Origin of the sequence: Rheinheimera baltica DSM 14885, assembly GCF_000425345.1 — a bacterium.
GTDB classification, from domain to species: domain Bacteria; phylum Pseudomonadota; class Gammaproteobacteria; order Enterobacterales; family Alteromonadaceae; genus Alishewanella; species Alishewanella baltica.
In genome coordinates this window covers 1-25,562 of the sequence record NZ_AUDG01000028.1, presented here as the reverse complement: position 1 = coordinate 25,562, position 25,562 = coordinate 1, and the positions used below count along the sequence as shown (strand labels likewise).

The 25,562-nt window shown below is 45.0% G+C and carries 19 protein-coding genes and 1 pseudogene; 5 read left to right on the top strand and 15 right to left on the bottom strand.

The genetic code is table 11. The features are described 5' to 3' along the window. Window positions 1–5 precede the first annotated feature (5 nt). From accD to cysB, 9 genes are all read right to left on the bottom strand, one after another. The gene (accD, locus tag H595_RS0110825) at window positions 6–881 is read right to left on the bottom strand and encodes an acetyl-CoA carboxylase, carboxyltransferase subunit beta (protein ID WP_027671244.1); all 876 of its coding nucleotides are present in this window, start codon (window positions 879–881) and stop codon (window positions 6–8) included. Between the two features lie 140 nt (window positions 882–1,021). Next, window positions 1,022–1,807 (bottom strand): tRNA pseudouridine(38-40) synthase TruA, encoded by a 786-nt coding sequence (truA, locus tag H595_RS0110820; RefSeq protein ID WP_027671243.1) that lies wholly within the window; start codon window positions 1,805–1,807, stop codon window positions 1,022–1,024. Between the two features lie 74 nt (window positions 1,808–1,881). Then, entirely contained in the window at window positions 1,882–4,821 is a 2,940-nt protein-coding gene (locus tag H595_RS0110815; protein ID WP_027671242.1) for a FimV/HubP family polar landmark protein, read from the bottom strand. A gap of 224 nt (window positions 4,822–5,045) precedes the next feature. After that, entirely contained in the window at window positions 5,046–6,065 is a 1,020-nt protein-coding gene (locus H595_RS0110810) for an aspartate-semialdehyde dehydrogenase (RefSeq protein ID WP_027671241.1), read from the bottom strand. A 14-nt stretch (window positions 6,066–6,079) separates the two neighbouring features. Beyond that, entirely contained in the window at window positions 6,080–7,201 is a 1,122-nt protein-coding gene (locus tag H595_RS0110805; protein ID WP_027671240.1) for a 4-phosphoerythronate dehydrogenase, read from the bottom strand. 107 nt (window positions 7,202–7,308) lie between these two features. Beyond that, complete coding sequence (locus H595_RS0110800; RefSeq protein ID WP_027671239.1) at window positions 7,309–8,109, bottom strand: DUF4198 domain-containing protein; 801 nt, start codon at window positions 8,107–8,109, stop codon at window positions 7,309–7,311. A gap of 53 nt (window positions 8,110–8,162) precedes the next feature. Beyond that, the gene (locus tag H595_RS0110795) at window positions 8,163–8,660 is read right to left on the bottom strand and encodes a DUF2271 domain-containing protein (protein WP_037054462.1); all 498 of its coding nucleotides are present in this window, start codon (window positions 8,658–8,660) and stop codon (window positions 8,163–8,165) included. Window positions 8,661–8,685: 25 nt separating this feature from the next. Then, window positions 8,686–9,315 carry a PepSY-associated TM helix domain-containing protein gene (locus tag H595_RS0110790; RefSeq protein ID WP_037054460.1) on the bottom strand — a complete coding sequence of 210 codons (630 nt, stop codon included), beginning with the start codon at window positions 9,313–9,315 and terminating at the stop codon, window positions 8,686–8,688. A 123-nt stretch (window positions 9,316–9,438) separates the two neighbouring features. After that, the gene (cysB, locus tag H595_RS0110785; RefSeq protein WP_027671236.1) at window positions 9,439–10,416 is read right to left on the bottom strand and encodes an HTH-type transcriptional regulator CysB; all 978 of its coding nucleotides are present in this window, start codon (window positions 10,414–10,416) and stop codon (window positions 9,439–9,441) included. Window positions 10,417–10,576: 160 nt separating this feature from the next. Here cysB and H595_RS0110780 point away from each other — a divergent pair, with 160 nt between their 5' ends. Then, a complete protein-coding gene (locus H595_RS0110780; protein ID WP_027671235.1) occupies window positions 10,577–11,269 on the top strand; it encodes a sensor histidine kinase in 693 nt (230 codons plus the stop codon). Window positions 11,270–11,344: 75 nt separating this feature from the next. Then, window positions 11,345–12,109, top strand: coding sequence for a hypothetical protein (locus tag H595_RS0110775; protein WP_027671234.1), 765 nt, complete (start codon window positions 11,345–11,347; stop codon window positions 12,107–12,109). A gap of 72 nt (window positions 12,110–12,181) precedes the next feature. On the opposite strand, the gene topA is transcribed toward H595_RS0110775, so the two are convergent. Continuing rightward, a complete protein-coding gene (gene topA, locus H595_RS0110770) occupies window positions 12,182–14,767 on the bottom strand; it encodes a type I DNA topoisomerase (RefSeq protein ID WP_027671233.1) in 2,586 nt (861 codons plus the stop codon). A gap of 225 nt (window positions 14,768–14,992) precedes the next feature. Between topA and astB the strand changes: the two genes are divergently transcribed. Beyond that, window positions 14,993–16,336, top strand: coding sequence for an N-succinylarginine dihydrolase (gene astB / locus H595_RS0110765; protein WP_027671232.1), 1,344 nt, complete (start codon window positions 14,993–14,995; stop codon window positions 16,334–16,336). Window positions 16,337–16,395: 59 nt separating this feature from the next. Here astB and H595_RS0110760 read toward each other — a convergent pair whose 3' ends face one another. Beyond that, window positions 16,396–18,636, bottom strand: a complete 2,241-nt coding sequence (locus H595_RS0110760; protein ID WP_027671231.1) for an Ig-like domain-containing protein — start codon at window positions 18,634–18,636, stop codon at window positions 16,396–16,398. 172 nt (window positions 18,637–18,808) lie between these two features. Here H595_RS0110760 and H595_RS0110755 point away from each other — a divergent pair, with 172 nt between their 5' ends. Continuing rightward, complete coding sequence (locus tag H595_RS0110755) at window positions 18,809–20,143, top strand: dicarboxylate/amino acid:cation symporter (RefSeq protein WP_027671230.1); 1,335 nt, start codon at window positions 18,809–18,811, stop codon at window positions 20,141–20,143. A 27-nt stretch (window positions 20,144–20,170) separates the two neighbouring features. Here H595_RS0110755 and H595_RS0110750 read toward each other — a convergent pair whose 3' ends face one another. From H595_RS0110750 to H595_RS0110740, 3 genes are all read right to left on the bottom strand, one after another. Continuing rightward, window positions 20,171–20,818, bottom strand: coding sequence for a thiopurine S-methyltransferase (locus H595_RS0110750; RefSeq protein ID WP_037054458.1), 648 nt, complete (start codon window positions 20,816–20,818; stop codon window positions 20,171–20,173). Beyond that, window positions 20,818–21,813 (bottom strand): protease SohB, encoded by a 996-nt coding sequence (sohB, locus tag H595_RS0110745; protein ID WP_027671228.1) that lies wholly within the window; start codon window positions 21,811–21,813, stop codon window positions 20,818–20,820. The genes H595_RS0110750 and sohB overlap by 1 nt, the downstream gene beginning before the upstream one ends. Before the next feature lie 93 nt (window positions 21,814–21,906). After that, on the bottom strand, window positions 21,907–24,255 hold the full coding sequence (locus H595_RS0110740) for a VolA/Pla-1 family phospholipase (protein WP_027671227.1): 2,349 nt from the start codon (window positions 24,253–24,255) through the stop codon (window positions 21,907–21,909). 224 nt (window positions 24,256–24,479) lie between these two features. Here H595_RS0110740 and H595_RS0110735 point away from each other — a divergent pair, with 224 nt between their 5' ends. Beyond that, complete coding sequence (locus H595_RS0110735; protein ID WP_027671226.1) at window positions 24,480–25,223, top strand: YciK family oxidoreductase; 744 nt, start codon at window positions 24,480–24,482, stop codon at window positions 25,221–25,223. 42 nt (window positions 25,224–25,265) lie between these two features. Here H595_RS0110735 and H595_RS22065 read toward each other — a convergent pair. Next, window positions 25,266–25,562, bottom strand: a pseudogene (locus H595_RS22065) (IS4 family transposase); the annotation flags it as partial.

The window sequence follows — 25,562 nt, the reverse complement described above, 5'->3', positions numbered from 1 at the left end:
AACCCTTAAGCGGCGTCGTGCTCCGATACCGGAGCAGGAAGCTGCATAAACTTAGCAACTAATCGTGCAATTGTATCGCGCATTTTGCGCCGGTCAACAATCATATCAATTGCACCATGTTCTAATAAAAACTCACTTCGTTGGAAGCCTTCCGGTAATTTTTCACGCACAGTCTGTTCAATAACCCGAGGACCAGCAAAACCTATCAGGGCCTTAGGTTCACCAATATTGACATCACCCAACATCGCTAAACTAGCCGACACACCGCCCATTGTGGGGTCCGTTAATACCGATACGTAAGGTAAGCCCTGTTCACTCATTTTTGCCAACGCTGCACTGGTTTTCGCCATCTGCATCAGTGAAAACAACGCTTCTTGCATTCGAGCGCCACCACTGGCAGAAAAACAAACAAACGGCACCTTGTGCTTTAATGCATGCTCAACGCCGGCAACAAACTTTGCCCCAACAACCGACGCCATTGAGCCACCCATAAATTCGAACTCAAATGCTGCAGCGACAATTGGCATCCCCTTTAGCGTGCCATGCATTACGACCATAGCATCTTTTTCATTGGTCGCTTTTTGCGCCGCACTAATGCGGTCTTTGTAGCGTTTGCTGTCTTTAAATTTTAGTAAATCCTGTGGTTCCAGCTCAGCAGCTAATTCTTTTACCGCTTGTGTATCTAAGAACCCTGTCAAACGCGCACGGGCAGAAACACGCATGTGATGATCGCACTTTGGACAAACGCCCAAGTTCCGATCTAAATCCGCTTTATAGAGAACAGCCTCACATGAAGTGCATTTTGTCCAGACACCTTCCGGGATATTTCGACGCGCGGAAGAAGAGGATGTTCTGGGCAGGATTTTTTCTAACCAACTCATAAATATGTCCTATTAGGAACGACACCGCACATTGGCCATGCCGAAATAACGTTAAACAACGCCGAAAATCTGTAAACCGGCGCTATTAAAGCACAAAACGTATAAGGTCGAATACAGAAAACTGGTCTTAGTAGTGCCGGCTAATCAGGTAAAAACAACGGACCCATCTCACTTTTGGGTAAGGCCAATTGTTCCGGGTAGTCAACATCGACCAGGTATAAACCACCGGGCTTAGCTGTAGCTGCAGCCAGACTACGGTTTTTAGCCGCTAACAACTCAGCAATCCATTCCGGCGGACGATTTTGCATGCCCACCTCAAGCAGGCTACCGGTGATGTTACGCACCATATGATGTAAAAATGCGTTTGCCTTGATATCTATTACAATATAGTCGCCATGACGTGAGATGTTAAGGTGATGCACATTACGAAATGGCGTGTGTGACTGACATTGGATTGCTCTAAACGAGGTGAAATCCTGCTCACCTAACAGAAAAGGTGCGGCTTGTTGCATCAAGTCGATATTTAACGTTTGATGATAGTGACTCAAGCCGGTACGCAGAATGCCCGGCCGATACTTATGGTTATATATAATGTAACGATAACGTCGCGCAGTTGCGCTAAAGCGGGCATGAAAGTCATCAGGTACAACGGTTGCCCACCGCACTGAAATAGCATCGGGTAATTGAGCATTGGTGCCCATAACCCAGCTTTTATTGTCGCGTAAAGCAGAAGTATCAAAATGCACAACCTGCCCCGTTGCATGTACACCTGCGTCGGTACGGCCAGCACAAAACAGTTCTATAGGTTGATTAGCCACAACAGACAGTGCTTGCTCTAATTCCTGCTGTACACTGTTAACTTCACGCTGACGCTGCCAACCATAAAATGCTGAACCGTCATATTCAATACCCAATGCAATGCGCATGCCGTCCCCTTGTTATAAACGGCGCCAATTATAACGCAAGAGCGGTTTTAATAAAGCCTTCACTATAGATGCACTTATTTCAAATTCTGCGCTTCTTTTTTTATATGGTCGGGTGCATCAGACGCCAGAATGCTGTCGAGCAGTAAATCAGCAATTTCCCGGTCGTCCATCTCAATATAGGCTCTTGCCAAGTCAAGCTTCGCAGCATAACCGTTATCTTCTTTGTCAACGTCACGCCGTTCATGCTCACCGATGATATCTTTATAATCATTTAGACCAACATCAACATTGAGCTGGTTAAACCGATCAGGATCTTGGTCCTGAAGTTCCGCATTGGCCAGTAAGGTATCAATTTCAACAAAATCATCTTCGTTAAAATCAAAACCGTTTTCAGTTTCAGATACATCGACAGTGGGAGCCGTCGACACATCAGATTCTGTCGCGTCCAGATTGTCAGCTATAGTTTCAAGTTCAGACAGCATCGAGTCAAACTGAGCACCTTCAATAGGATCGAGTTCTTGCTCTTCATGCTCAAGCAGATCACTATCGCTTGCGTGGTCATCATCATCGGTGTCATTGAGCAACTCGCTTAAATCGTCGACGTCAGGTAGAACCTCAAAGTCCTCAAGTAGCATCTCAGCGTCAAGCTCGCTTTCATCCCCCCCTTGAGGTTCAATTTCGACGTCGTCATCAGTTAGTTCAAGCTCAGGATACTGCTCTAGCATCTTACTTGGATTTTCTACCGACAACGCAGCCTCAGTGACACGGGTGACAGAGCCATCGTCATTGGCTGTTAAATCCGGTGTTAAAACGGAGCTATCGTCAGATTCTGTCTCAAGACTTTCGCTTAATAGATCGTCTTCACTATCGTCTTTATCAACTAGTTCATCGCTGTCCGAGAGTGCATCACTCTCTAAGACTACATCACTATCTGAGAGCGCAACGTTTTCCTGCAACAACTCAGTCTCACGCGTATTCAAGTTTTCGGCTTGATCCAACAAATCGGTTAGCTCTGCGCTAAGCAGTGCATCTTCATCAACAGACAGCTCTTCGGTATCATCGGGCAATTCTGTATTTGTGCTATCTGTGACTAAGCTCTCTAAATCCAGGCCCTCTAAATCCAAACTCTCTGAATCTAAGCTCTCTGTAACTGAGCTTTCAGCATTCAAGCTCTCTGTTACTAAACTTTCTGCAAACTCTTCCAGTTCTGAACTATCAAAACTGTCAACATCCGCGTTACTAGCGTGATCTACGTCAACTGAAGCTGCGACTTCCTCAGCCAAGATGTCATTATCGTCGTCTAAAGACGCTGCTAATTGTTGCTCTTGTGCAGAGATTGCCGATGTCGATAATACGATTTCATCTTGTTTGGACGTTTGCTCTATTTCGTCGGGTTGAATTTCATCCAGGTCAATTTCTTCAATATCAATGTCTTCAATATCAATGTCTTCAATATCAATGTCTTCAATTTCAATGTCTTCAGCCCAATTTTCAGCATCTGAACCGTCAGTATCTGTATCATCTTTATTGGTTGCATTAACTTGCGCTAGCAAGGCGTCGATATCATCCTCAGCAACGTCTGGCTCTGGTTTCATATCAACATCGTCAACGGCTAAATCGTTGTCGGAGTTGTCATCAACATTGCCGGTATTGTTAGCATTAACTTGCGCTAGCAATGCGTCTATATCATCTTCAGCAACATCAGGCTCTGATGTCATCTCAAAATCATCATCAGCTAAATGGCTAACAACCGTGTCATCAACCTCATCCAGAGCAACGTCTTCCATCTCTGCACTACTATCTGCAAGCTCAATAAACACATCATCATCATCGTCTTCTGCGGCTAATAATGCTGATAAATCTGTATCGGATAAGATATTATCGGGGTCAAATGTATCATCCAGCTCTAACGAGTCATCCATCGATAATGCATCATCACCTTGTCCAGGCGCGTCAGACGGCAATAAACTGTCGTCTTCAAACGATAATTCGTCGTCCAGATCAAGCAAGTCATCCTCAATGGTTACCGCTTGCGGCTCAGCAGCATCACTGAACGTATCTTCAAGCAAAGCTTCGTCAATTTCGAATAAGCTTTCATCAAGATCATTGTTGTCGTCAAGCGGAGGCAGCGGAGAATGATATGTTGGATTTGGCGCCGTTTCTGATGTTGCAGCATGAACGACTTTTTCGGTTTGTCTACCGCGCTTTTTCACCCACAGCAAAATACCAAATAGTATTAATAGCGCAGGAATACAGGCGGCCAAAATCCAGGCTATCGGATTTTTAAACCATTGCTGCCAATCAATTTGCTCTGCGGCAATGGCCTCCTGCTCAGACTTTGCTTTGAGCAGCTCGGCCTGCTGAGCCAGTAATTGGCTAATTTGTTGCTGCAGCTCACTGTCCTGACCAAGCTGAGCTTTGATCAGTGCAAGTTCTTGCTCAACATTTATCAAACTGGCTTTTAATTGACGGTTTTCTTCTGCTATCAATTCAACCTGCTGCATTGAATCTGCAAACTGGCTTTGCTGGCGTTCTAAATCTTCACGCTGCTGCTTACTTATACGTTCAAGTTCTCGCTGCTGCTTTGATGATGCGTCTGAAAGATTGGTATCGGTATTTGAGCTGGCATTTTTTTGCCGCTGAGCCCAATTCTTGTCATCTTGTTCTGACTTTTGTTTTGCGGTGTTTACGTCAACCTGCCGCATTTCTGCCATTGTGGGCAACAGCAGAACTGAGTTCGGACGCAGATGGTTTAAGTTGTTATCTAAAAACGCGTCTGGGTTTTTCAGGTATAACGCATACATTACCTGATATAGACTAATACTGGGATCGGTTCTTATCCGCTCTGCAACTCGCCACAACGTATCTGCCGGACTAAGCGGACCTATTGTCACTGGCGCCAACGGGGCGTCTGTACTACGCGGCCCACGGAGCTGGGTGCTCGTGTCTTGTGCCTGCACAAATGACGGAAAATTGACAAGCACAGTGATGAAAAAAACAAATAACAAAGGCATTAAAGGTCCCTACCCCAATTCAGGCGCATTTACGAAGGATGTCGGCAGCGTTACCGTCGGCTTTAGTTCCTTTGCAAACAGTGTTCCAACTTTGGCAGTTTAGCGAATGAATGAAAATATAAAGCACTGGCACGATTCTGACCAGCCTTTCTAAACGCAGGTAAGTGAATGAGTGATTTAATACTAAAACAAAAAGGGCCCCTTAAAGGAGCCCCTATAATAATTTAGAGATAATCGCGTATCAGATGCTCAGCTATCTGAATACTGTTTGTGGCAGCGCCCTTGCGAATGTTATCTGCAACAACCCATAGATTGATACCATTTTCATGCGATAAGTCTTGCCGAACACGACCAACAAAGACGTCATCTTTCCCTGCTGCACTGCAAACTTGCGTTGGGAACTCTGCATTGTTTTCCAGTAATACAACACCAGGTGCATTGGCTAACAGTGCTTTGACCTGATCAACGCTAATGGGCATACGTGTTTCAATATGCACGGCCTCAGCATGACCAAAAAACACCGGCACCCGCACAGCGGTAGCGTTAACGGAAATAGAACTGTCACCAAAAATTTTCTGGGTTTCCCAGTGCATTTTCATTTCTTCTTTGGTGTAGCCATTATCCATAAACACATCAATTTGTGGGATCACGTTAAATGCAATCTGGCGGGCGAATTTACCTTCAGTATCTATCGGGCGACCATTCATCAATTGTGCCGCTTCGTGCGCAAGCCCTTCCACTGCATCTTGACCTGCGCCACTTACAGATTGATAAGTACAGACATTTATCCGGCTAATACCCACGGCGTCATGAATAGGTTTTAATGCAACAAGCATTTGTATGGTAGAACAATTTGGGTTCGCAATAATATTACGATTGCGAAAATCAGCTATTGCATGTGCATTAACTTCTGGCACCACCAACGGGATGTCGGGTTCATAGCGATAGTGTGATGTGTTATCAATTACAACACAGCCAGCATCAGCTGCCTTAGGCGCATAAATAGCAGACACACTCCCACCTGCTGAAAATAAACCAATTTGCGCTTCTGACCAATCAAAGGTTTCAGCGTCGATAACCTTAATCTTCTTACCCTTAAATGTCACGGTACCGCCTGCTGAGCGGCTACTTGCCAGCGGAAAAAGCTGTGCGACCGGAAAATCGCGCTGTTCCAGGATTTCAATTAAATGTTGTCCAACCAACCCTGTTGCACCTAAAACAGCAACATTATATTGCGAAGCCATGACATTCCCTCATATTATTGTGCGAGGCTAAAACCTAATTGCGGCAAATAGTCAGGTACTATTTTGCCGCACAGCTGTAACGAGCCGAACTCTCGACGCGGTGGATAATGTTTACGCAACCAGTCAAAACCCTGTTCTGCCAGATGCTGACGCAACATGGCATCGTCACGGCGAACATCATATAACAGTCTTGCTAAATTTTGGACATCTGGAAGCCTAAATTTTTCAGATATTTGCAATTTTTCCATTGCTGGTACGGACAAAACTTGCCCAAGCTGATGAATAACGGGCTGCCCAAGCAATTTGCAGCAATGCTGGTACAGCATTTCTGTCCCCCGAGCCTTACCTTCCACGCTATGTCCGGCAATATGAGCTGTTGCAATATCAACATAAGGAAGCAATGCGGTAAGAATATCGGGCTCACTTTCCCATACGTCGAGCACAACGGCACGGCGCCGGTGCGTTACAAGCAGATCATTCAGTAACGCATGATTATCAATAACGGCCCCACGCGACGCATTGATGATGGCGCAATCAGGTTTTAGCCGCTGCAACGACGTTGTATTTAACATGTGCCTGGTCGGCCATTTACCCAATGTCTGCAGTGGTGTATGAAAACTGATAATGTCTGCATGCTGACATAGCAGATCAAAATCCGTGTGTTCAAAACCGTTGTCTTGCTCTGCACGCACAGGATCGCACTGCAACACCTTAATATTAAGCGCTGTTAAGGCCCTGACTAACCGGCTACCAATATTACCAACACCGACAATACCAACGGTTTTTTTCTCCAGGTGCCACTGATAGCGCTCAGCCAGACACCATAGACTGCTTAGTACATACTCAACAACAGATTGCGCATTGCAACCCGGTGCACTGGCAAAGCTTACGTTGCGCGACGCAAGATAGGCCTGGTCAATATGATCCATACCTATCGTTGCTGTACCAACAAACTTGAGCTTACTGTTTTTTGCCAATAATTCAGCATTTACGTTTGTAACAGAACGAACTAATAAAATATCGGCGTTCTCTAGCTGGGATGCTGTCACATTTCGACCGTTGAACAGCGTAACGTCCCCTATGTCTTCGAAGAACGCATTAACCAACGGCATATTTTCATCAGCAAATATTTGCATCTATTCATCCTGACGACAGGCTTTTGAGTGGCAAGCAGTGTAACAAAGAGCAGAAAACCAGCCTAATGCATTAGACTGGTTTTTGTAAAAGATCGCGTTGTTCCCGTTTAAGGCAGCGCAACTTCAAAACTATAGGTTATAGATTCACGCACTTTATCTGCTTGCGCAGATGCTATATCAGCGGAGTATGACGCTTCAATTAAATAGCGTCCTGCCTGCTCAGGCACAAAACGAAATACGCCGTCACTGTCAGTTATAAACTCTATGCGCTCTGCCGCGTTGCGATATAATTCGCCAGCATAAGACAATACGCCTTTAACATGCTGTTGCGGTTTACCATTGATATTAAACACAAACTGCAGTGCCTCTTGAGCCACTACATCTGCCGGATGAGTTGAACTGCTAATTTCAAGCCCTTCGCCTTGTAATGTTAATACCGTATCAGTCGGGGCATTTACCGTAATGTATGCGAAACTGCGGCTTCTACTTTTTACCGTTTCTACATTAGTTGCACCAGCCGGTAACTGCGCGGCACGTTGCTGCTTATCGGCCATTAAACGCTTACGCTCGCCGTTTAGCTCGTACAGGGTCATAAATCGAGGCGGGTTAGCCAATTCCAGGCGATAGGAGCCATCACCTGCTAATTGTACATCAGCCATTGATTTACGTTTTCCCTGATACACGTCTTTAATTGCTTTTGAACTGCCGTCAGGTGAATAAAGCTTTAATGCATTCAAAGAAATACCCTTATCCGGCACAAATGTCATGTTAGCCGCAGAGGCATCAACCGCTATCCAACTATTCGGTTTGGACAACACATAATGGCTAGGTACTAACCACAAAGTATGCGCTTGTAAGCTGCTGCTAAGGAATAGCGAGGACAAAAGTAATACTGCTTTTTTCAACATAAACAAATCCTTATTATTAAATACGTATAAATTTAATGCTTATAAATTTAGTGTTAGCGCATCACTGCAGAGATAACGCCAAGCTCGCCCTCGGCCGCAATCTCAATAACACCGTGCGTTGCCGGAAGTTGAAATGCATGTTTTGCCAGACTGCGCCCACCCTGCTCACGTGCAGCCTCAACAAACAAGGTATAATTACCTGTAGCCAGCATTTTCCCCTGATCATCTTTACCATCCCAATGCAGCGTATAATGTCCAGTTTTTTTCGTCGCACCACTAACTGCATCTACAAGCGCAGTATTGCTACGGCCAATTTTCCGCCAAAAACGGCGCAGATCTTTTAGCCAATCGGGTTTCTCTACCCATAGCGCTATCAGCTTTACCGGTTGTTGCTGCGCATCCTCAACCCATACCGCGACATAGGGCCGGTGGTATTGGCTCGTTTCAATTTGAGGCAGCTCTAACGTAATTTCGCTTGGAGCGGCTATTACATTGCCACTTAGCAACAGTGCACTAAACCAGACAATTAAACGGGTAATGACAAATTTCATAGTAAACTCCGACTGCTGTGAGACATTAATGTAATGACAAGATGTATGCGAAAAGTGCGAGAAAAACGCCCAGCATGGCCAGGCTATTGCCAATAGGTCGTCGGGATGGTTGCTTCAACAGCAGATAAAACCCGGTCAAAGCAAACACAATGCAAGCAAGTGCAGTGGCATCTATTAAAAAAATCCAACTAGCTCCCGCATTTCGTCCCTTATGTAGCTCGTTAAGCAATGTCAGATAACCGCTAAACTCTTTATCAACGTCGGCTTGCCCGGCAGCAAAATCTACGACAACATTCGCATAGCCTCCAGGCCGCTTGAAATCTAACTCAAGCAGCTGTTCTGCAATATCAAATTGATATTTGTAGGTTGACGCTTTAACGTGATCTTCAGTACTTAACCACTGACGAAATTGATGGGCAAGTTCGGCTTGCGCTTCTTCAGATTGGGGTATGAGACTTAACTGCAAATACTCAGGTAACGGAAGTATAACGCGCTCGGACACGTATCCGGCCTTAGAATGAAGTACATCAGGATGATTTAAGGTTAAACCCGTAATGGCAAAAAAAAGCAGCAAAACCAATACCAGCATAGAGCTGTAACTGTGCAACACGCGCACAAATTTTGCAAAAATGACGTTTTTTTGGAATGAGTTCATAGTAAGAATACTTAACGCTTAACACCGCAAGCATCTTACTGAGAATAATTACCATTTGCAATAGCATTTACATTTGAAAGTTCAAAGCCAATTACAATCAAAGTAATAAGGGCTTTTACTGGTTTAGCGTACGGGTAAGTCGAAGCGGGAAAACATACGATCGATTTCTTCTTGGTTACGCAGTAAATTTGCTTTTTCTACGACATCTTTTGTCAGGTGCGGGGCAAATCGCTCTATAAAATCATACATATAAGTACGTAAAAATGCGCCTTTGCGAAAGCCAATTTTCGTCGTAGAGGCATCAAATAAGTGACTTGCGTCTATAGCAACCAAATCTTTATCAAGTTCTTTGTCCATAGCCATTGAGGCAATAACCCCCACTCCCAGACCTAATCGTACGTAGGTTTTAATCACGTCCGCATCTGTCGCTGTGAACACAATTTTAGGCTCCAAGCCTTTAGCCGCAAAGGCCCGGTCTAGCTCTGAGCGCCCGGTAAAACCGAATACATAAGTAACTATAGGGTGTTGAGCAACATCCTCCACAGTAACTTTTCTAGCCAATTGCACCAGCGGGTGGTCTTTTCGAACAATAACGCTACGGTTCCAGTGATAACATGGCAACATGACTAAATCGTTGTATAAATGCAGTGCTTCAGTTGCTATAGCAAAATCAGCTTCACCGCGTGATGCAGCTTCAGAGATTTGCTGTGGAGTGCCTTGATGCATATGAAGAGACACTTTAGGGTATTTTTGCATAAAGCCGCTAATCACTGGAGGCAGAGCGTAGCGTGCCTGAGTATGGGTAGTCGCAATATTCAACTTGCCTTGATCAGGTAACGTATGTTCTTTTGCGACGGCTTTAATACTTTCTACTTTTGCCAAAATTTGCTGAGCAATGTCTATCACATCACGGCCGGCCGGTGTCACATGAGTTAAATGCTTGCCACTGCGGCCAAATACCTGAATACCTAATTCATCTTCCAACATACGGACTTGCTTACTGATACCCGGTTGCGAGGTAAACAGACTTTCTGCGGTAGAAGAGACATTCAGATTATGGTTCAGTACTTCAACAATATAACGCAACTGCTGCAATTTCATGTGTCACAAGTCCGGTAATGGCATATCATTGCTCAATATACATATATGGCAGGATATTCCAACTAATATTTAATTTGCCGGTTACTATAACTAATGGTAACTAAAAACAACATGTATCCTACAAACTTGCTGTGGCTAAAGCCTTGAGGGTTAAATTGAGATGAGCAAAATAACTCCCGCGATAGACTTCGCGTCAGTGCTGGCATCCGCCGTGCACGATATGAAAAATTCATTATGTATGCTGATTCAATCCTCAGAGCTTATTCAGCAAGAAAGCCACCAGCTATCAGACAGTGCCAGAGAGGAGTTAGCGCGTTTAAATTACGAGGCCAATCGGTTAAATTCAAATCTGTTACAGTTGTTGGCGCTGTATCGGCTTGAACGCAATCAATTTCCCGTTCAAATAGACGAGCACTATTTATGCGACGTTACTGAAGAAGTACTACTAAAAAATCAGTTCTATATTGAACAACGTAAACTGCGGATGGAGATAGAACAACGTGACGAGTTGCGATGGTTTTTTGACTATGACCTTATCATAAACTTGTTAAACGACGCCGTATCAAACGCGTTGCGATACTGCCAAACGACAGTATTGCTAAAGATAACAGCTCAAGAAAACCAGTTAGTCATTGAAGTACATGATGACGGGCCCGGTTTTCCTGACTTGATGATGAACCAAAGTACTGTCAACATGAGCACGCCCGACTTTGCGAACAATCATACCGGTCTTGGTATATTTTTTGCTAAACTCATTGCAGCTGCGCATTCTAACAAAGGTAGTCAAGGGGCTGTAAACTTAAACAACGGTGGCAAACTAGGTGGTGGCGTATTTCAGTTGATCTTACCTTGAAACAAGAGGACAGCTGTTATTTAACCTGTTTTGTGATTAATATGATGATAAAACTGAGTCTGGAATGAGGTTTAGATGCTGTTAACCTTGATAATAACACTGGTAATTGCACTGGTCGTTATTGCTGTAATAGTCAATACTATTCAACAACATAAAGAGCGTTTGGCAACCTTAAGACGAGCAGAATTTAGTAAGCTTCGGACAATACTAGAAGACACTGAAGAGCTTCTTGTGAATTCGGCAAACGTGCCAATGTCTCCAGGTATTAGTCAAATGTTGCTAAAGCGAACAGCATTAACGTTAAAAGCGATGGTTGAATTGGAGAATGGCGCCAGAGACATTAAGCAGCGACTAGAAGAAACTGAAAAGCGTCTTGCCGATGCGAGTTCAGATACAAGTGGCAATATGGATGCAGTAGCCTTGCCGGATAATGATCAACAGCTAATTGGCATGATTAAAGGCATTAAAAAACTACGTACAGTACTGCGCGCAGAGCACGCCCGAGGCAATGTTGATACGCAAATGGTGATACAGGAAGACAAGCGCCTGGAAATCTTACAGCTTAAAATAAACGTAGAAAGCCAGATAAAACGCGGTAGCCAGGCCAGAACAAACAACATGCTAGGGTCAGCAAGACAATATTATGAAAAAGCGCTTACTGCACTGAGTAACACACCACATCAAGATGACTATTCTACAACGCGAAAGTCAGAAGTAATACAAACCTTACAAGATATAGCCAGTGAGCTTAAAGAAGGCAATATGCGGGATCGCGAAAAGAAAGAAGAAAAAGAAAACAAAGATCTGGACGAGTTATTTGCACCAAAACGCAAATGGTAACAACCGTTTAATCTATAAAAGCACAATTAAAAAAGGGGTTGCAGTGGCAACCCCTTTTTAGTCATTAACACACTAGCTTTTCGTTACAACCCATTTGCCATTCTCAAACCACGCTGACCAGCCACTTGCTTTGCCGTCTCGCTCAGACATGACATATTGTTGTTTCGTCTTACGGCTCCAACGCACTATCGCCGGATTTCCATCCGGATCTTTTACCGGGGCATCGGCTAAATAATAAAACTTCGGTGATAAACGTTCACGAAATTGAGCCAGTTCAGCAACCAATGGAGCCCGGGTTTCACGTGATTTAGGAAACGTAGACGCGGCAAGGAATAAACCTGCCGCCCCATCGCGCAGCACAAAATAAGCGTCAGATTTTTCACACTTAAGTTCAGGCAAATGCACCGGATCTTCTTTTGGTGGCGCGGCTTCTCCACTGCGTAACAGCTTACGGGTATTTTTACACTCCGAATTGGTGCAACCAAAGTACTTACCGAATCGGCCTGACTTTAATTGCATATCTGAACCGCATTTATCACACTCAATTAGCGGGCCATCGTAGCCTTTAATCTTGAAACTGCCCTGCTCAACATCAAAGCCATCACAAGCCGGGTTATTCCCACAAACATGCAATTTGCGCTGCTCATCAATTAAATAGCTGTCCATTGCGGTTCCGCACTTGGCACAACGCTTTTTCTGCCGTAATGCTTCAGTTTCCATTTCCTCATCGTCAACAACCTTAACCGCTTCATCGCCTGACACTAAATTCATCGTGGTAGTACAACGTTCTTTAGGCGGAAGATTGTAACCAGAGCACCCGAGAAACACCCCGGTTGACGCAGTACGAATACCCATGGCTCGGCCACATGTTGGACAAACGATATCAGTAATAACAACTTGATTTAAACGCATGCCACCTTGTTCAGGATCGTTCTCAGCCGTTTTCAACTTTTGCGAGAAATCACCGTAAAAACTATCAAGCTCTTTGCGCCACTGCGCCTGGGCGTTGGCTATATCATCCAACTTCAGCTCCATATTGGCGGTAAAATCGTAGTTCATTAAGTCGTTAAAATTTTCAACTAATCTGTCTGTAACAATCTCGCCCATTTTTTCCGCATAAAAGCGCTTATTCTCAACCCGCACATAACCCCGGTCTTGAATAGTAGAAATGATTGACGCATACGTAGATGGCCTGCCAATACCGCGCTTCTCCAGCTCTTTAACTAAACTGGCTTCGCTAAAGCGCGCGGTTGGCTTGGTAAAATGCTGAGCGCTGAGTAATTGCTCCAGCTGCAGCATGTCGCCAGACTTTACATCTGGCAACAGGCTATCTTCTTCGTCTTTGCGCTTAACGGCTGGCTGTACTTTAGTCCAACCATCAAAACGTAATACCCGCCCTTTGGCTTTTAATTCAAATTCTGCCGCTTGCACGATAATATTAGTGACGTCATACAATGCGGGTGGCATCTGACACGCGACAAACTGACGCCAAATCAATTCATACAGCTTGCGTGCATCAGCCTCCATATCAGCCAGGCTACCTGCTAACACATCGACATCTGAAGGCCGTATCGCTTCATGCGCTTCTTGTGCGTTGGCTTTGCTGCCATAGCTTAGCGGTTGCTCGGGCAGGTACTTATTACCAAACTGCTCAACGATATAGTCACGACACGCGTTAACCGCATCTGCACTTAAATTCGTTGAGTCGGTTCGCATATAGGTGATGTGACCGGCTTCGTATAGACGTTGAGCCAGCATCATGGTTTTCTTAACACCATAGCCTAGCCTTGTGCTGGCGGCTTGTTGCAAAGTAGAGGTAATAAACGGCGCTTGCGGTTTGCTGCTACTGGGTTTATCTTCGCGCTCCAGCACCTTGTATCCAGCAGTATTCAAGGTGGCTAATGCGGCATCTGCTTCCGCTTTATTAACGGGCTTAAAGGCTTTGCCCTGTTGCTTGGTCACATCTAATTGCAATGCCTGTTTTGCCGCAGTTAAAGTATCTGCTGCCACCGTCCAGTATTCTTCCGGGACAAAGGCTTTAATCTCACGCTCGCGTTCGACCACTAAACGCACGGCTACAGATTGCACGCGCCCGGCGGACAAGCCGCGAGCCACTTTTTTCCAAAGTAAAGGGGACACCATAAAACCGACGACGCGATCTAAAAACCGTCTGGCTTGCTGTGCATTTACCCGAGCGACATTAACCTCACCAGGTTCGTTAAACGCACTTTGAATGGCATTTTTGGTAATTTCATTAAATACCACACGTTTAAATTTCTGCTCTTCGCCCCCGATAATCTGCTGCAAATGCCAGGCAATAGCTTCTCCCTCTCGGTCTAAGTCCGTTGCCAGATATACGGTATCGGCTTTTTCGGCAAGTGCTTTGAGCTCTTTCACCACTTTTTCTTTACCGGGCAAAATTTCGTAACGTGCTTTCCAGCCATTTTCCGGATCGATACCCATACGGTCTACCAACGCCTGGTAGGCTTTTTCTTCTTTACTCAGCGTTTTTTTATCCGTTGATTTTTCTTTGCTACTACTCGTAGGCAAATCACGAATATGACCAACACTCGATTTGACGATAAAGTCTTTACCCAAATACTTGTTAATCGTTTTCGCTTTTGCCGGTGATTCGACTATAACCAGTGATTTCGCCATCTTAATCCTGTGGTCCCTATCTTTTCAGTGCATGCCAACAATGCTGCTTTTTTAACATATATCCGCAAACCGCAGTTGTGACAAGTGAATAAACTCATTATTATGCAAACCAGCTCAAATTAAGAGCTGTCTGGCGAAACGTTCGCCAAAACAAATGAAGCATCCTAAGCGGCCGCAAAAATAATAAAAACAGTGCCCATTCCAAATAAAGGATATAAAGCAAATATGAAATTTTTTGAAGCAAACTTCGATGGCCTGGTAGGGCCAACCCACAACTATGCCGGTTTATCTATCGGCAATGTTGCCTCACTTTCTAATGCCAAAAATAGCTCAAGCCCCAGACAAGCGGCTAAGCAAGGCTTAAGTAAAATGAAAGCCTTACACGATTTGGGCTTGGTTCAAGGGGTATTAGCACCACAAGAACGCCCTGATGTCTATACACTGCGTCGTCTGGGCTTTACCGGCACAGACGCCCAGGTTATAGAAAAAGCCGCCAAACAGGCGCCTGCTGTGTTTAAAGCTGTGTGCTCTGCATCAAGCATGTGGACAGCCAATGCTGCCACTATTTCACCCAGTGCAGACACTGCAGATGGCAAAATACACTTTACACCAGCTAATTTAACCAACAAATTCCACCGCTCATTAGAGCCTGTCACTACCGGCAAAATTTTGCAGGCTATGTTCCGTGACCCTAAACATTTTGCGCATCATACACATTTACCGGACAATGATCACTTCGGTGATGAAGGCGCAGCCAATCATACCAGACTTTGCAGTGCCTACGGCAAACAAGGCGTAGAACTGTTTGTGTTTGGACGATATGCATTTGACAGCAGCAAACCAATACCTAAACGCTACCCTGCCCGCCACACACTTGAAGCATGTGAAGCGGTTGCCCGCTTACATGGTTTAAGTGATGAGCATGTGGTTTATATTCAGCAGAACCCCGATGTTATAGATCAAGGTGTGTTTCACAACGACGTTATTGCCGTAGGTAACCAAAACGTGCTGTTTTATCATCAGCAAGCTTTTGTTGATACGCAGCATAAACTGGCAGAACTGCAACGTAAATTTGGCAACGACGCCGAACTACACCTTATTGAAGTGAAAGACTCGGAAGTTACTGTTGAGCAAGCCGTTAAAACGTATCTGTTTAATACACAGGTTATTACGCTACCAAATGGCGAAATGGCAATTATTGCACCGACAGAAAGCCAGGATAACCCAGCGGTTTCAGCTTACTTAACAGAGCTTACCCAGCGTAATACGCCGATTAAGCATGTGCATTACTACGATGTAAAACAGAGTATGCAAAATGGCGGCGGCCCGGCATGTCTGCGGTTGCGGGTTGCAATGAGCGAAGGCGAAAAGCAAGCGCTTAATCAACATGTGTTAATGAACGAGAGTTTATTCGCCACATTAAACCAGTGGGTTGATAAGCATTACCGCGATCAACTAAGCGAAGCTGATTTGGTCGATCCGCAATTATTGCTAGAGTCTCGTACCGCACTTGATGAACTAACGCAGATATTACAACTGGGTTCAGTGTATCAATTCCAGCAAGATTAATATTCGCAAGTAAAAATTAAGGGAGCCTCTGGCTCCCTTACTTTTTTAATGCACCATGCTTACCACTTGTCAGAGCAAACCTGACTAACACCAAAAGGATTGCTTGGCGGTGGAGAGTTTTCTCTGGTTACATCTTCAGAAGAAACAGGTAAACCGTAGTCTCGATGTGAAACGTTTTCTGTTCCAGAAGCCAATCCAGAAATTTGTAGCCGTACGTCTAACCAACCTCCAACGTCCTGAGGGTATGTCACACTGAACGTTGCGATACCACTATCATCTGACATCACTGTTCTTTGAACAACGGCCACATTGCCAGGCGTAAGTTGGCCATCAATATTTACATCCTCGCCTTCATCAAGGATACCGTTAAAGTTCGCATCCTCGCTTTCACAATATTTCGGAGAAGTCCTCGCAGCAGGAGGCAAAGTACCTGATGTAACCCATCGTTTAAACGCCTCAGGCGCTGGCGGTGATTCGACCCAAAAACCCTTGCTGTAACCCAAAGAAACAACTGCAACGTTAAGTTCCTGATTAGCTACAGGGTTGCCAGAGCTATCCGTAACGATTATTGAAAACTCTTTAGCATAAGTGCTAGGAGAAGGCTTGGTAATCTCATTGCCTGTGCCGAAACGGAAGAACAAGGTCCTTTTACCAACAGCAATATCTGTTTCATCAAAGATTGCATTGTTATTTTGCAATGCGGCTCTGATAACCAGGTTTTCTCCTTCTATACCACCGCCAGTACTCGTATCTGCGGTAAACACGGTAGAAGCGATACCCTGTGAATTGGTAACCGCAGTACCGGTACTAATCGAGCCACCGGCAGAATTATCCAGCGAAAACACCACGGTTTGGTTTTTAACCGGGTTATTTTCCTCATCGCGCACTATCGCACGTATGGCACTGGTTTCCCCCGCACCTATTTGAGCAGGAAATGCCTGGGCTTCCATTTTGCTTGGGTTAACTGCAACAAACTCAATCAGTTTCTTCGCGCTAACTGCATCGTTGCCATCGCCACCCGCTGCGCTGATTGTTGACAACCCCGCAAACTGAGAGCGAACAACGGCCTGAGCCTTTCCATCTATATCAGTAACATTTTGCGAGGTTACAGCTCCGTTTAAATTAATAGCAGAATCGGCTATCTCGCCACGAGTAGTATTAAACGTGACCATCTCACCAACATTAGGCGTGTTATTTACTAACCACTCGACGTTAAGTACCTGTGGTGTATCGAGGTTAACCTCGAGCACTTTATCGCCCTCGTCACTGGCCTCAGTGAAAGCGAAAGCATCAGCACTAATATTTATATTTGCTGAACTCGCGCTGCCCAAGGCTGTTACAGAAAGAGTATCAACACCACTATTCACAGCAGTGTAAGAAAAAGTTGCTTTACCCGCAGAACCGGCTGTTACCGGGGAGGTATCGCTAACAGTATTTCCAAGTGATGAAACGATTACAACCTCTTGCCCCTGAATGCCAGAGTCATTTGAATCGGTCAAAAATACATCGACAGAAGTAGTATCGCCTAACACGACCGACGAAGGTGCCGCGATGTCAACTGTGGTACCAACAACCGACACGGTTAACGTCGAGCTTTGCTGTTGCACTCGAGCAGTAACCATGATGTCGCGAATATTTTTATTGGTTTGTGTGTTTAAAGTGGCTTTAGCAACACCATTTGCTCCGGTTACAGGATCAATTTGAACAATTTCACCAGAGTCAGAAGAGAACACCACGGGGATATTTGTCAGCACCACATTATTTGTATCGCGTACCAGGGCGCTTAGCTCTACCGCAGAACCCGCGCCAGAACCAAGCAGCAGAGTATCGGCAATAAGAGAGACTGACCCCACCTCCACGTCTACAGTATCACCGCCATCACCGGCGGAGTTAAAGCCTGCGCTGATGGTAGCGTTGTCGTAACTTGCTGTTACCGTGCCCGCACCGCTTTTATTACCCACTAGCAAGCCAATCGTCGCTACGCCATTTGCATTTGTTAACGCCGTGCCTGCAGCATTAGCAAAGCTAGCCAGGTCGGTATCATTCAAGGTAAATGCAATCAATTTATTAGCAACGACACCACTATTTGTTGCCGTTAGCGTTACCGTTGCCGTTAATGGCGTGTCCTGCGACAACGCAGTTGACTCAGCACCACCGGCATCTGATAAATTAACACTCAAGGTATAGACAGGCGTATTACCCCCACCACCTGTGCCACCTGTATCTAATGTGCCACCACCACTGCAAGCAGCCAATGATATCACCATTAATGCAATGAGAAATTGCTGGATGTTTCGCATGAAAACTCTCCCTAGCTGTATTTATTATATAGTTTTTGTTAATTCTGTATCTTAAACCATTAATCTTACAAACGTTACAGCTATTTTGAAAAAAAATTTGTCTAAATATGCCTTTCGCATGTTCAACCTGTTAGGCTTAGCGCCATTAGGAACATAATATTATTCGAATTTTATGACAAATAAAAAAAAGCTGGGATTAACTGCACGCATTGTAATTGGCATGGTTGCGGGTATAGCGGTTGGTTTTGTTTTTAAATTACTGCTGGCAGGACAAGACGATCGCATACTGCATATACTCGGTATGGACATAGCATTAAAAGCACTTTTTGTTGACGGATTTTTTCACATTGGTGGAGAAATTTTCATCGCAAGCTTAAAAATGCTGGTTGTGCCATTAGTATTTGTCTCTTTGGTGTGCGGAACCTGTTCGCTTTCAGACACCTCGGCGCTTGGCCGGCTTGGGGGCAAAACCATTGCCTTGTATTTGGTTACCACCGCGATAGCAATAAGTTTGGCCATTTTTGCCGCTTTGTTAATTAGTCCGGGCGATGGTGTGCAAATGCAGTCGGACGCGACGTTTAATCCAAACGAAGCCCCGGCATTATCACAAGTGTTTATCAATATTTTCCCCAGTAACCCTATAGACTCTATGGCCAAAGGCAACATGCTACAAATTATCGTTTTTGCGGTACTTTTTGGCCTTGCCATGGCAATGAGTGGCAAAGCCGGTGAAAGGCTTGCTAGTGTGTTTTCCGACCTTAGTGATGTCATCATGAAATTGGTGACGTTACTAATGAATTTGGCACCTTATGGTGTGTTTTTCCTGATGGCGAAACTCTTTACCACCTTGGGGCTTGAAACGATTGCGAGCTTGGCAAAATATTTTGGTGTTGTAATGGCGGTGTTGCTGATACATGGTGTGGTGAGCTATGCCATTATCTTAAAATTGCTGTCGGGCCTAAACCCTATGATTTTTTTCCGAAAAATGCAGGATGCCGCCTTATTTGGTTTTAGTACGTCAAGCAGTAATGCAACTATGCCGGTGACAATGGAAACTGTGACGAAAAAATTGGGGGTAAAAAATAGCATTGCATCCTTCACCGTACCGCTTGGCGCTACCATTAACATGGATGGCACTGCCATTATGCAAGGTGTTGCAACGGTGTTTATTGCTCAGGTTTTTGGCGTAGATTTAACCTTAACAGATTATCTTATGGTGGTCTTAACAGCGACATTAGCCTCAGTAGGCACTGCGGGTGTGCCCGGGGTTGGCCTTATAATGCTGGCGATGGTATTGCAGCAAGTTGGCTTACCGGTAGAGGGTATAGCGTTAATTATTGGTGTAGACCGCTTGTTAGACATGACTCGCACTGCAGTAAATGTAACAGGCGACGCCATGGTGTCGTGTATCGTTGGTAAAAGCGAAGGCGCTTTTGATCAAACCGTATTTGATGATGAAAATGCAGGATGTAAAGAAGAAGACGTAGACTTCCACCACCTGCGATAACACGCCCTATCAGATATTACGCTGCTATTAAGGCAGCGTAATGCAGTAGGCGACTTCAAATAATGTTGTGGTATCGAATCTGCGCCTGGCAAAACCTTTACCCGTAATATTTAGTTTCTCCAACACTTCAATATCAGCGGTTTGAAATAGTGTATGCAACTCTTCTCGATACACACTAAATGGAGGCCCTTGCTTCTCATGCTGCGGATATTCAACGGTAATTAATAAAATTCTACTGCCACCAGGTAGCAACTGCTGTAATTTCCTAGCGTATTGCTGCCGCATGGTTTCAGGCAACGCTATAAGTGCAGCGCGGTCATAAACAAAACTACAACCTGCAGTGTGTTGTGGCGTTAACGCGAAAAAATCTCCTTGCCATAAAGTAATAGCATCACCTTGAAAACAGTTAAAATCACCAACTTGGGTTTGGGTGAACGCTCTGTTTTGCTCAATAAAAAAATCGCGGCACGCTATAGGTGACAGCTCAGCGCCAACAACTGAAGAAAAATTTGCCAGGTACTGAATATCCGGAGACTTACCACATAACGGCACTAAAACCGGCCCTTTACCTGAGTCAACATGTGCTAACCATTTCTGCAGCAAAGGATGGGCAGCCTCAAGCTGAAACCCTAGTTCATTTTGCTGCCACCGAGCATGCCAAAAAGTTGCGTCCATTATCGTAACCAGGCGTGTTGAATTAACTTTTGCCACCAATGCGACACTATACCCGCTGTTCCCATGCCGACTTTTTCTGCTAAACCTTTGCGTAATTGATATTTAACCTGAAATACATGTCGCTTCGGCATTTGGGCCAAAACATAGTCATCACTGGTCTGGATAGTATCAATCAGGTTCAACGGCAGCGCCTGATGGCCGAACCAATGTTCACCGGTGGCAACGGTATCAATATCAAGCTGAGGCCGGTGCTGTTGCACAAACTGTTTAAACAACACATGAGTGTCTTCCAGTTCTTGCTGAAACTTCTGCCTGCCTTTGTTGGTATTTTCACCAAATAACGTAATGGTGCGTTTAAATTCCCCGGCGGTAAACTGTTCGAAATCCACATCGTGTTTTTTCAGCAATTTATTAAAATTTGGAATTTGCGCAATCACACCAATAGATCCAACGATAGCAAAAGGTGCCGCTAAAATAGTATTACCGATACAAGCCATCATATAGCCGCCACTGGCTGCAACCTTGTCTATTGCCACAGTTAGATTAATCTGTTGCTGGCGTAATCTATCCAATTGTGATGCTGCCAGGCCATATCCATGAACTACACCGCCTCCACTTTCTAACCGCAATAACACTTCATCTTCTTTCGTTGCCACTGCAAGTATCGCGGTGACTTCTTCCCTTAACGACTCAGCTTCACGGGCATCCATACTGCCATTAAAATCAACAACAAATAATTTTGGCTTAACGCTAGTTTTATTTTTACTCTGTGCTTTTTGCCATTGCTTAAATGCCTTCTTACCCAAAAGCTGCTGTTGAAACTCTTCCGCCATTGTCTGATATTGTTCGGTTAAATCGGTTACCGATAACTGGCCTTTTTTCGGCTTACCTTTTACGGTGGCTGCACCGGCAACAAGCCCAACAATAATGGCAATGGCAACAAAAAACGTCAGTGTCTTGGCAAAAAACAACCCGTATTCGTATAAAAATTCCACGTATCAATCCTTTCATTTTCGTTTGCGGTATTGTATCGCCTTAGCAGAAAAGAAAAAGCCCGGCGAACCGGGCTTTAACGTTTATTGACGTGATTAATTGGCTGGTGCCAAAACGCCTGGATTTGCAACTACTAATGCAGTGCCTTTGCTCGCTAAGAACGACGCAACATGTGTTTGCATTTCCACTGTTGCAGCCACACTCGATGAAGGGTCTAGCAGAGAACTATGGCTACCCGCGGTGAAACGCGCAATAACATTACCCGCTAAGGCCTGTGGACCAGCAGTCGTGTCAATGCTTGTTGCACCCAGTAAACGTGCTAAAGGCTCAGTACCACCCAGTGGCATACCTGTAGTTTGATTTGGGATAACTCGGTCTGAAGTAGATGAGTTAATGCCATCTCCAATAACTTCAGCAATGTAGACTGGCGTCTCAGTTACAGCCAGTAATTGTGCGTAGTTATTAGGATCACCACTATCCGTTACCGTTTGCGCTGCAAAAGCAAACTGTGCCAGCGTCGCTTGTATTGTTGCTAACGTTGCAGCACCATTGCTAGCACCCGGCAGGCTTGCCACGTATGCATCGACATACTGCGCCGCGCAGCCAGTAAAGCTAGCTGGATTAGCTATTAACTCGGGGCATGGCGTGCCTTCTGTTGCTAAATATTGCACAAAGCCAGGCTGAAGTGCCGGCGATCCCAGAATAACGCTCGCTTTGATCAGGCCACCAAAACTTGCAGATTCAAGCAAGAAGTTAGCAACAGCACCACCAGGTACAGTTAACGCTGCTGATTTAATGCTATAAGCCGCATCTAACATCTGATTACCACTTGGGCTATTGGCTATAGCTACAGCAGATGTGCCGGTTATAGAACCCAGTGAAATACCCAACAACTGCACATTTGACATATCCAATGAGATACCTTGCACACTATTAAGTGCTAAGCGCAGCGCCAAAATATCTGCAACGCTTTGGCGCAAATTGTCACGGGTCACCAACAAGTTTGACAAGTTCATGTAAACAGTTGCATTGCCGTTAGAAATACCACAGCCCGAGCCAGAAGCATTAATACCAGCAAAACCTCTGTCACCATGTAACGGTTGATCCATTGCTACAGTAGCAAAACCTTGTTGTGTTAAAGCCGCAGTAACCGCCAGCATGTTTTCTTTGCAAGACGTTATACCGTGCGTCAACATAACAACCGGCCATCCCGTAGCCGGTGTTGGTGCATTTGGAGCCGTCATAAGAACCGGAACAGTTTCATAAGAATTAATTTTAGGGATGGTATTAAACTTGGTCAGGTGACGTGCGCTGTCTAAGCCCAAATCGCGTAATTGACCTTGCGATAATGCAGCACACAAACCATCATTTACTGACACCGGTGATTCAGGAATAACACCTTCAGGTGCCTGGGCTAAAATTGCGCCACTATCACATGCCGCCATCCAACGGGTGCTTAGCGGCGCCGTTGGTGCTTCAGCAGTTTGAGCGCCAAGATAATAAGGTAGCTTAACACTGCCTTGATACAGTATTACATTGTCAAAAGACGGATTACCGGTTAATGGCGTACCAGGGATCATAGACACTGGTGCAACGGCTTGCACACCAAAAGATGTTGGCGCGTACGGTGAACCAGGTGCGGCCATCAATGACTTCACGGTTGCCAGCACATTCGTTGTAGATTGAGTAGTAATGGCTGCAGTGTAAATGATGCTATCGCGATCAACCCCTTCAGCTTCAATCGCATCTTCAAAACTATTAATAAGCTTCTGTAATGAAATTTGTGAGGGGGTGCTAAGTGGTAGCGCATCATCGTCCTGTTTTACCAATTCATAGGACGTTGAAGGAGCGATAGATTGACCGTTGCTATCTTCAATCAGCGACGTTAACACCGACATATAGGTTGTGGCAGATTTAAGCGGTTTTAAAGGAACAACAACAATGTTGTTGCCACTCACTGTTGTGACAAAATCCTGGCCAAAGGTTAACTCAGCAACGGCTTGGCAGGCAAAACCTCTAAATGGAGTCTGACATTCATCAACCGCTGAGGCTGGATCTTGCATTACCATTTCATACAAACGCACTGCACCTGGTTGTTGTACTGAACTTGCAACCAGCGTCGCGCCAGGTGCAAGGTCAACTGCCATGGTAAACGGGTTTTGGGTTGACCAACCGTCCAGTGCACCTAACGCAACCTGAGGGTTCGTGTAGTCTGGTGTTGGGCCAGCATCCAGCGTTAAGGTGCCATCCATTGTGCCCTGGAACAACAAATCATTGGGTACTGATAGGCGTGGGGTACTGGCACCCGGATCGAAAACGACGCGTGAATACGGTTTGACGGTGTTTTCACCGACTTCGGTTTTAATGTCATCTAAAGACTCACTGCCACACCCGGTCAAACCAAGTGCGAGTGTTACAGCTACACTGAGTGCCAGCTTGTTCATAGTTTCTCCCCCTATCCTTATTTTTTCTTTTTTATATGCAAAACAAATTTTCGTTTTGCTTATTGGTAATTCTATTCATATAGCTGCAACAGCTACGACCAGTTAAAGTTAACTCAAACCTAAGCAATTCGCTAGCTGAAAAATACAGAATCCGCTAAGAAAGGTGCAAAGTGACCTAATTGCGAGTATGCTTGCGCCGTTTTTGCGGCAAGAGGTTAAGGTTTATGCAAAGTTATCAAGCAGCTAATGACGCACTAAAAGATAAAGTAATATTGGTTACCGGAGCCGGTGACGGTATTGGCAAAGAGGCAGCATTAACTTATGCTAGCCACGGTGCTACATTGATATTGCTAGGAAAGACCGTCAGTAAACTAACAGCAGTCTACGATGAAATTATCGCCGCAGGCGGCAAAGAACCAGCTATCATACCGTTGGATTTAAAAGGTGCTACCGCGAAACATTACCGCGATATGGCATCAACAATACAGGCAGAATTCGGTAAACTTGATGGCGTATTGCATAATGCGGGCATACTTGGTGTTCTAAGCCCTTTTGAACATATTGACCTGCCAACCTGGAACGACATAATGCAGGTAAACGTTACCGCAGCTATGTTAATAAGCCAAGCGCTTATCCCCGTATTAAAACGTTCAGAGTCTGCATCGATTGTGTTTACGTCGTCTGGTGTTGGGCGCAAAGGGCGAGCGTTTTGGGGGCCCTATGCTGTATCAAAATTTGCTACTGAAGGCCTGATGCAAATTATGGCCGATGAGTTTGATAATACGACAGTAAGAGTAAATTGTATAAACCCTGGCGCCACCCGCACAAAAATGCGTAGTCGTGCTTACCCTGGGGAAGATGTTAGCCTGCTTAAAACGCCGGCAGATTTAATGTGGTTATATTTATATTTAATGAGTGACGACAGTAAAGACGTCAATGGCCAATCTCTGGATGCCCAGATAAAGTAACTTATTGCAAATAAAAAAACCCGGCACATGGCCTAATGCCGTTCACTTAAGGTGAGCGGCATTTTTACTTTTAGCCACCGGGTAGCGATTTTTCGATACCTTTAGCGTCCTTGGATAACTGCGTTCTCGCTTTCCTTCAAGCTTGAATTGACTGGCATTTTTTTCTATTTCCAAGATGAATCCGGGCACATTACCCGGCGCATAAATTGGCATCAGAGTGAGCTTGTGGATGATGTGCGATGAGGCATCTCTAAAGCTCAGTTGGTTTGGGAATACACTTTTAAGGGACTTGGCCATCAATACCATTTTGTATCGAATTAAATTGTAAGCGAGCAACAC

What these genes read in the sequence shown, in the direction of transcription:
- H595_RS0110790 (WP_037054460.1), bottom strand. Translation starts at nt 9,315, where the DNA reads ATGAACTCATTCCAAAAAAACGTCATTTTTGCAAAATTTGTGCGCGTG.
- cysB (WP_027671236.1), bottom strand. Translation starts at nt 10,416, where the DNA reads ATGAAATTGCAGCAGTTGCGTTATATTGTTGAAGTACTGAACCATAAT.
- accD (WP_027671244.1), bottom strand. Translation starts at nt 881, where the DNA reads ATGAGTTGGTTAGAAAAAATCCTGCCCAGAACATCCTCTTCTTCCGCG.
- H595_RS0110740 (WP_027671227.1), bottom strand. Translation starts at nt 24,255, where the DNA reads ATGAACAAGCTGGCACTCAGTGTAGCTGTAACACTCGCACTTGGTTTG.
- H595_RS0110760 (WP_027671231.1), bottom strand. Translation starts at nt 18,636, where the DNA reads ATGCGAAACATCCAGCAATTTCTCATTGCATTAATGGTGATATCATTG.
- H595_RS0110805 (WP_027671240.1), bottom strand. Translation starts at nt 7,201, where the DNA reads ATGCAAATATTTGCTGATGAAAATATGCCGTTGGTTAATGCGTTCTTC.
- H595_RS0110735 (WP_027671226.1), top strand. Translation starts at nt 24,480, where the DNA reads ATGCAAAGTTATCAAGCAGCTAATGACGCACTAAAAGATAAAGTAATA.
- topA (WP_027671233.1), bottom strand. Translation starts at nt 14,767, where the DNA reads ATGGCGAAATCACTGGTTATAGTCGAATCACCGGCAAAAGCGAAAACG.
- H595_RS0110815 (WP_027671242.1), bottom strand. Translation starts at nt 4,821, where the DNA reads ATGCCTTTGTTATTTGTTTTTTTCATCACTGTGCTTGTCAATTTTCCG.
- H595_RS0110750 (WP_037054458.1), bottom strand. Translation starts at nt 20,818, where the DNA reads ATGGACGCAACTTTTTGGCATGCTCGGTGGCAGCAAAATGAACTAGGG.
- H595_RS0110775 (WP_027671234.1), top strand. Translation starts at nt 11,345, where the DNA reads ATGCTGTTAACCTTGATAATAACACTGGTAATTGCACTGGTCGTTATT.
- H595_RS0110800 (WP_027671239.1), bottom strand. Translation starts at nt 8,109, where the DNA reads ATGTTGAAAAAAGCAGTATTACTTTTGTCCTCGCTATTCCTTAGCAGC.
- H595_RS0110810 (WP_027671241.1), bottom strand. Translation starts at nt 6,065, where the DNA reads ATGGCTTCGCAATATAATGTTGCTGTTTTAGGTGCAACAGGGTTGGTT.
- astB (WP_027671232.1), top strand. Translation starts at nt 14,993, where the DNA reads ATGAAATTTTTTGAAGCAAACTTCGATGGCCTGGTAGGGCCAACCCAC.
- H595_RS0110755 (WP_027671230.1), top strand. Translation starts at nt 18,809, where the DNA reads ATGACAAATAAAAAAAAGCTGGGATTAACTGCACGCATTGTAATTGGC.
- truA (WP_027671243.1), bottom strand. Translation starts at nt 1,807, where the DNA reads ATGCGCATTGCATTGGGTATTGAATATGACGGTTCAGCATTTTATGGT.
- H595_RS0110780 (WP_027671235.1), top strand. Translation starts at nt 10,577, where the DNA reads ATGAGCAAAATAACTCCCGCGATAGACTTCGCGTCAGTGCTGGCATCC.
- H595_RS0110795 (WP_037054462.1), bottom strand. Translation starts at nt 8,660, where the DNA reads ATGAAATTTGTCATTACCCGTTTAATTGTCTGGTTTAGTGCACTGTTG.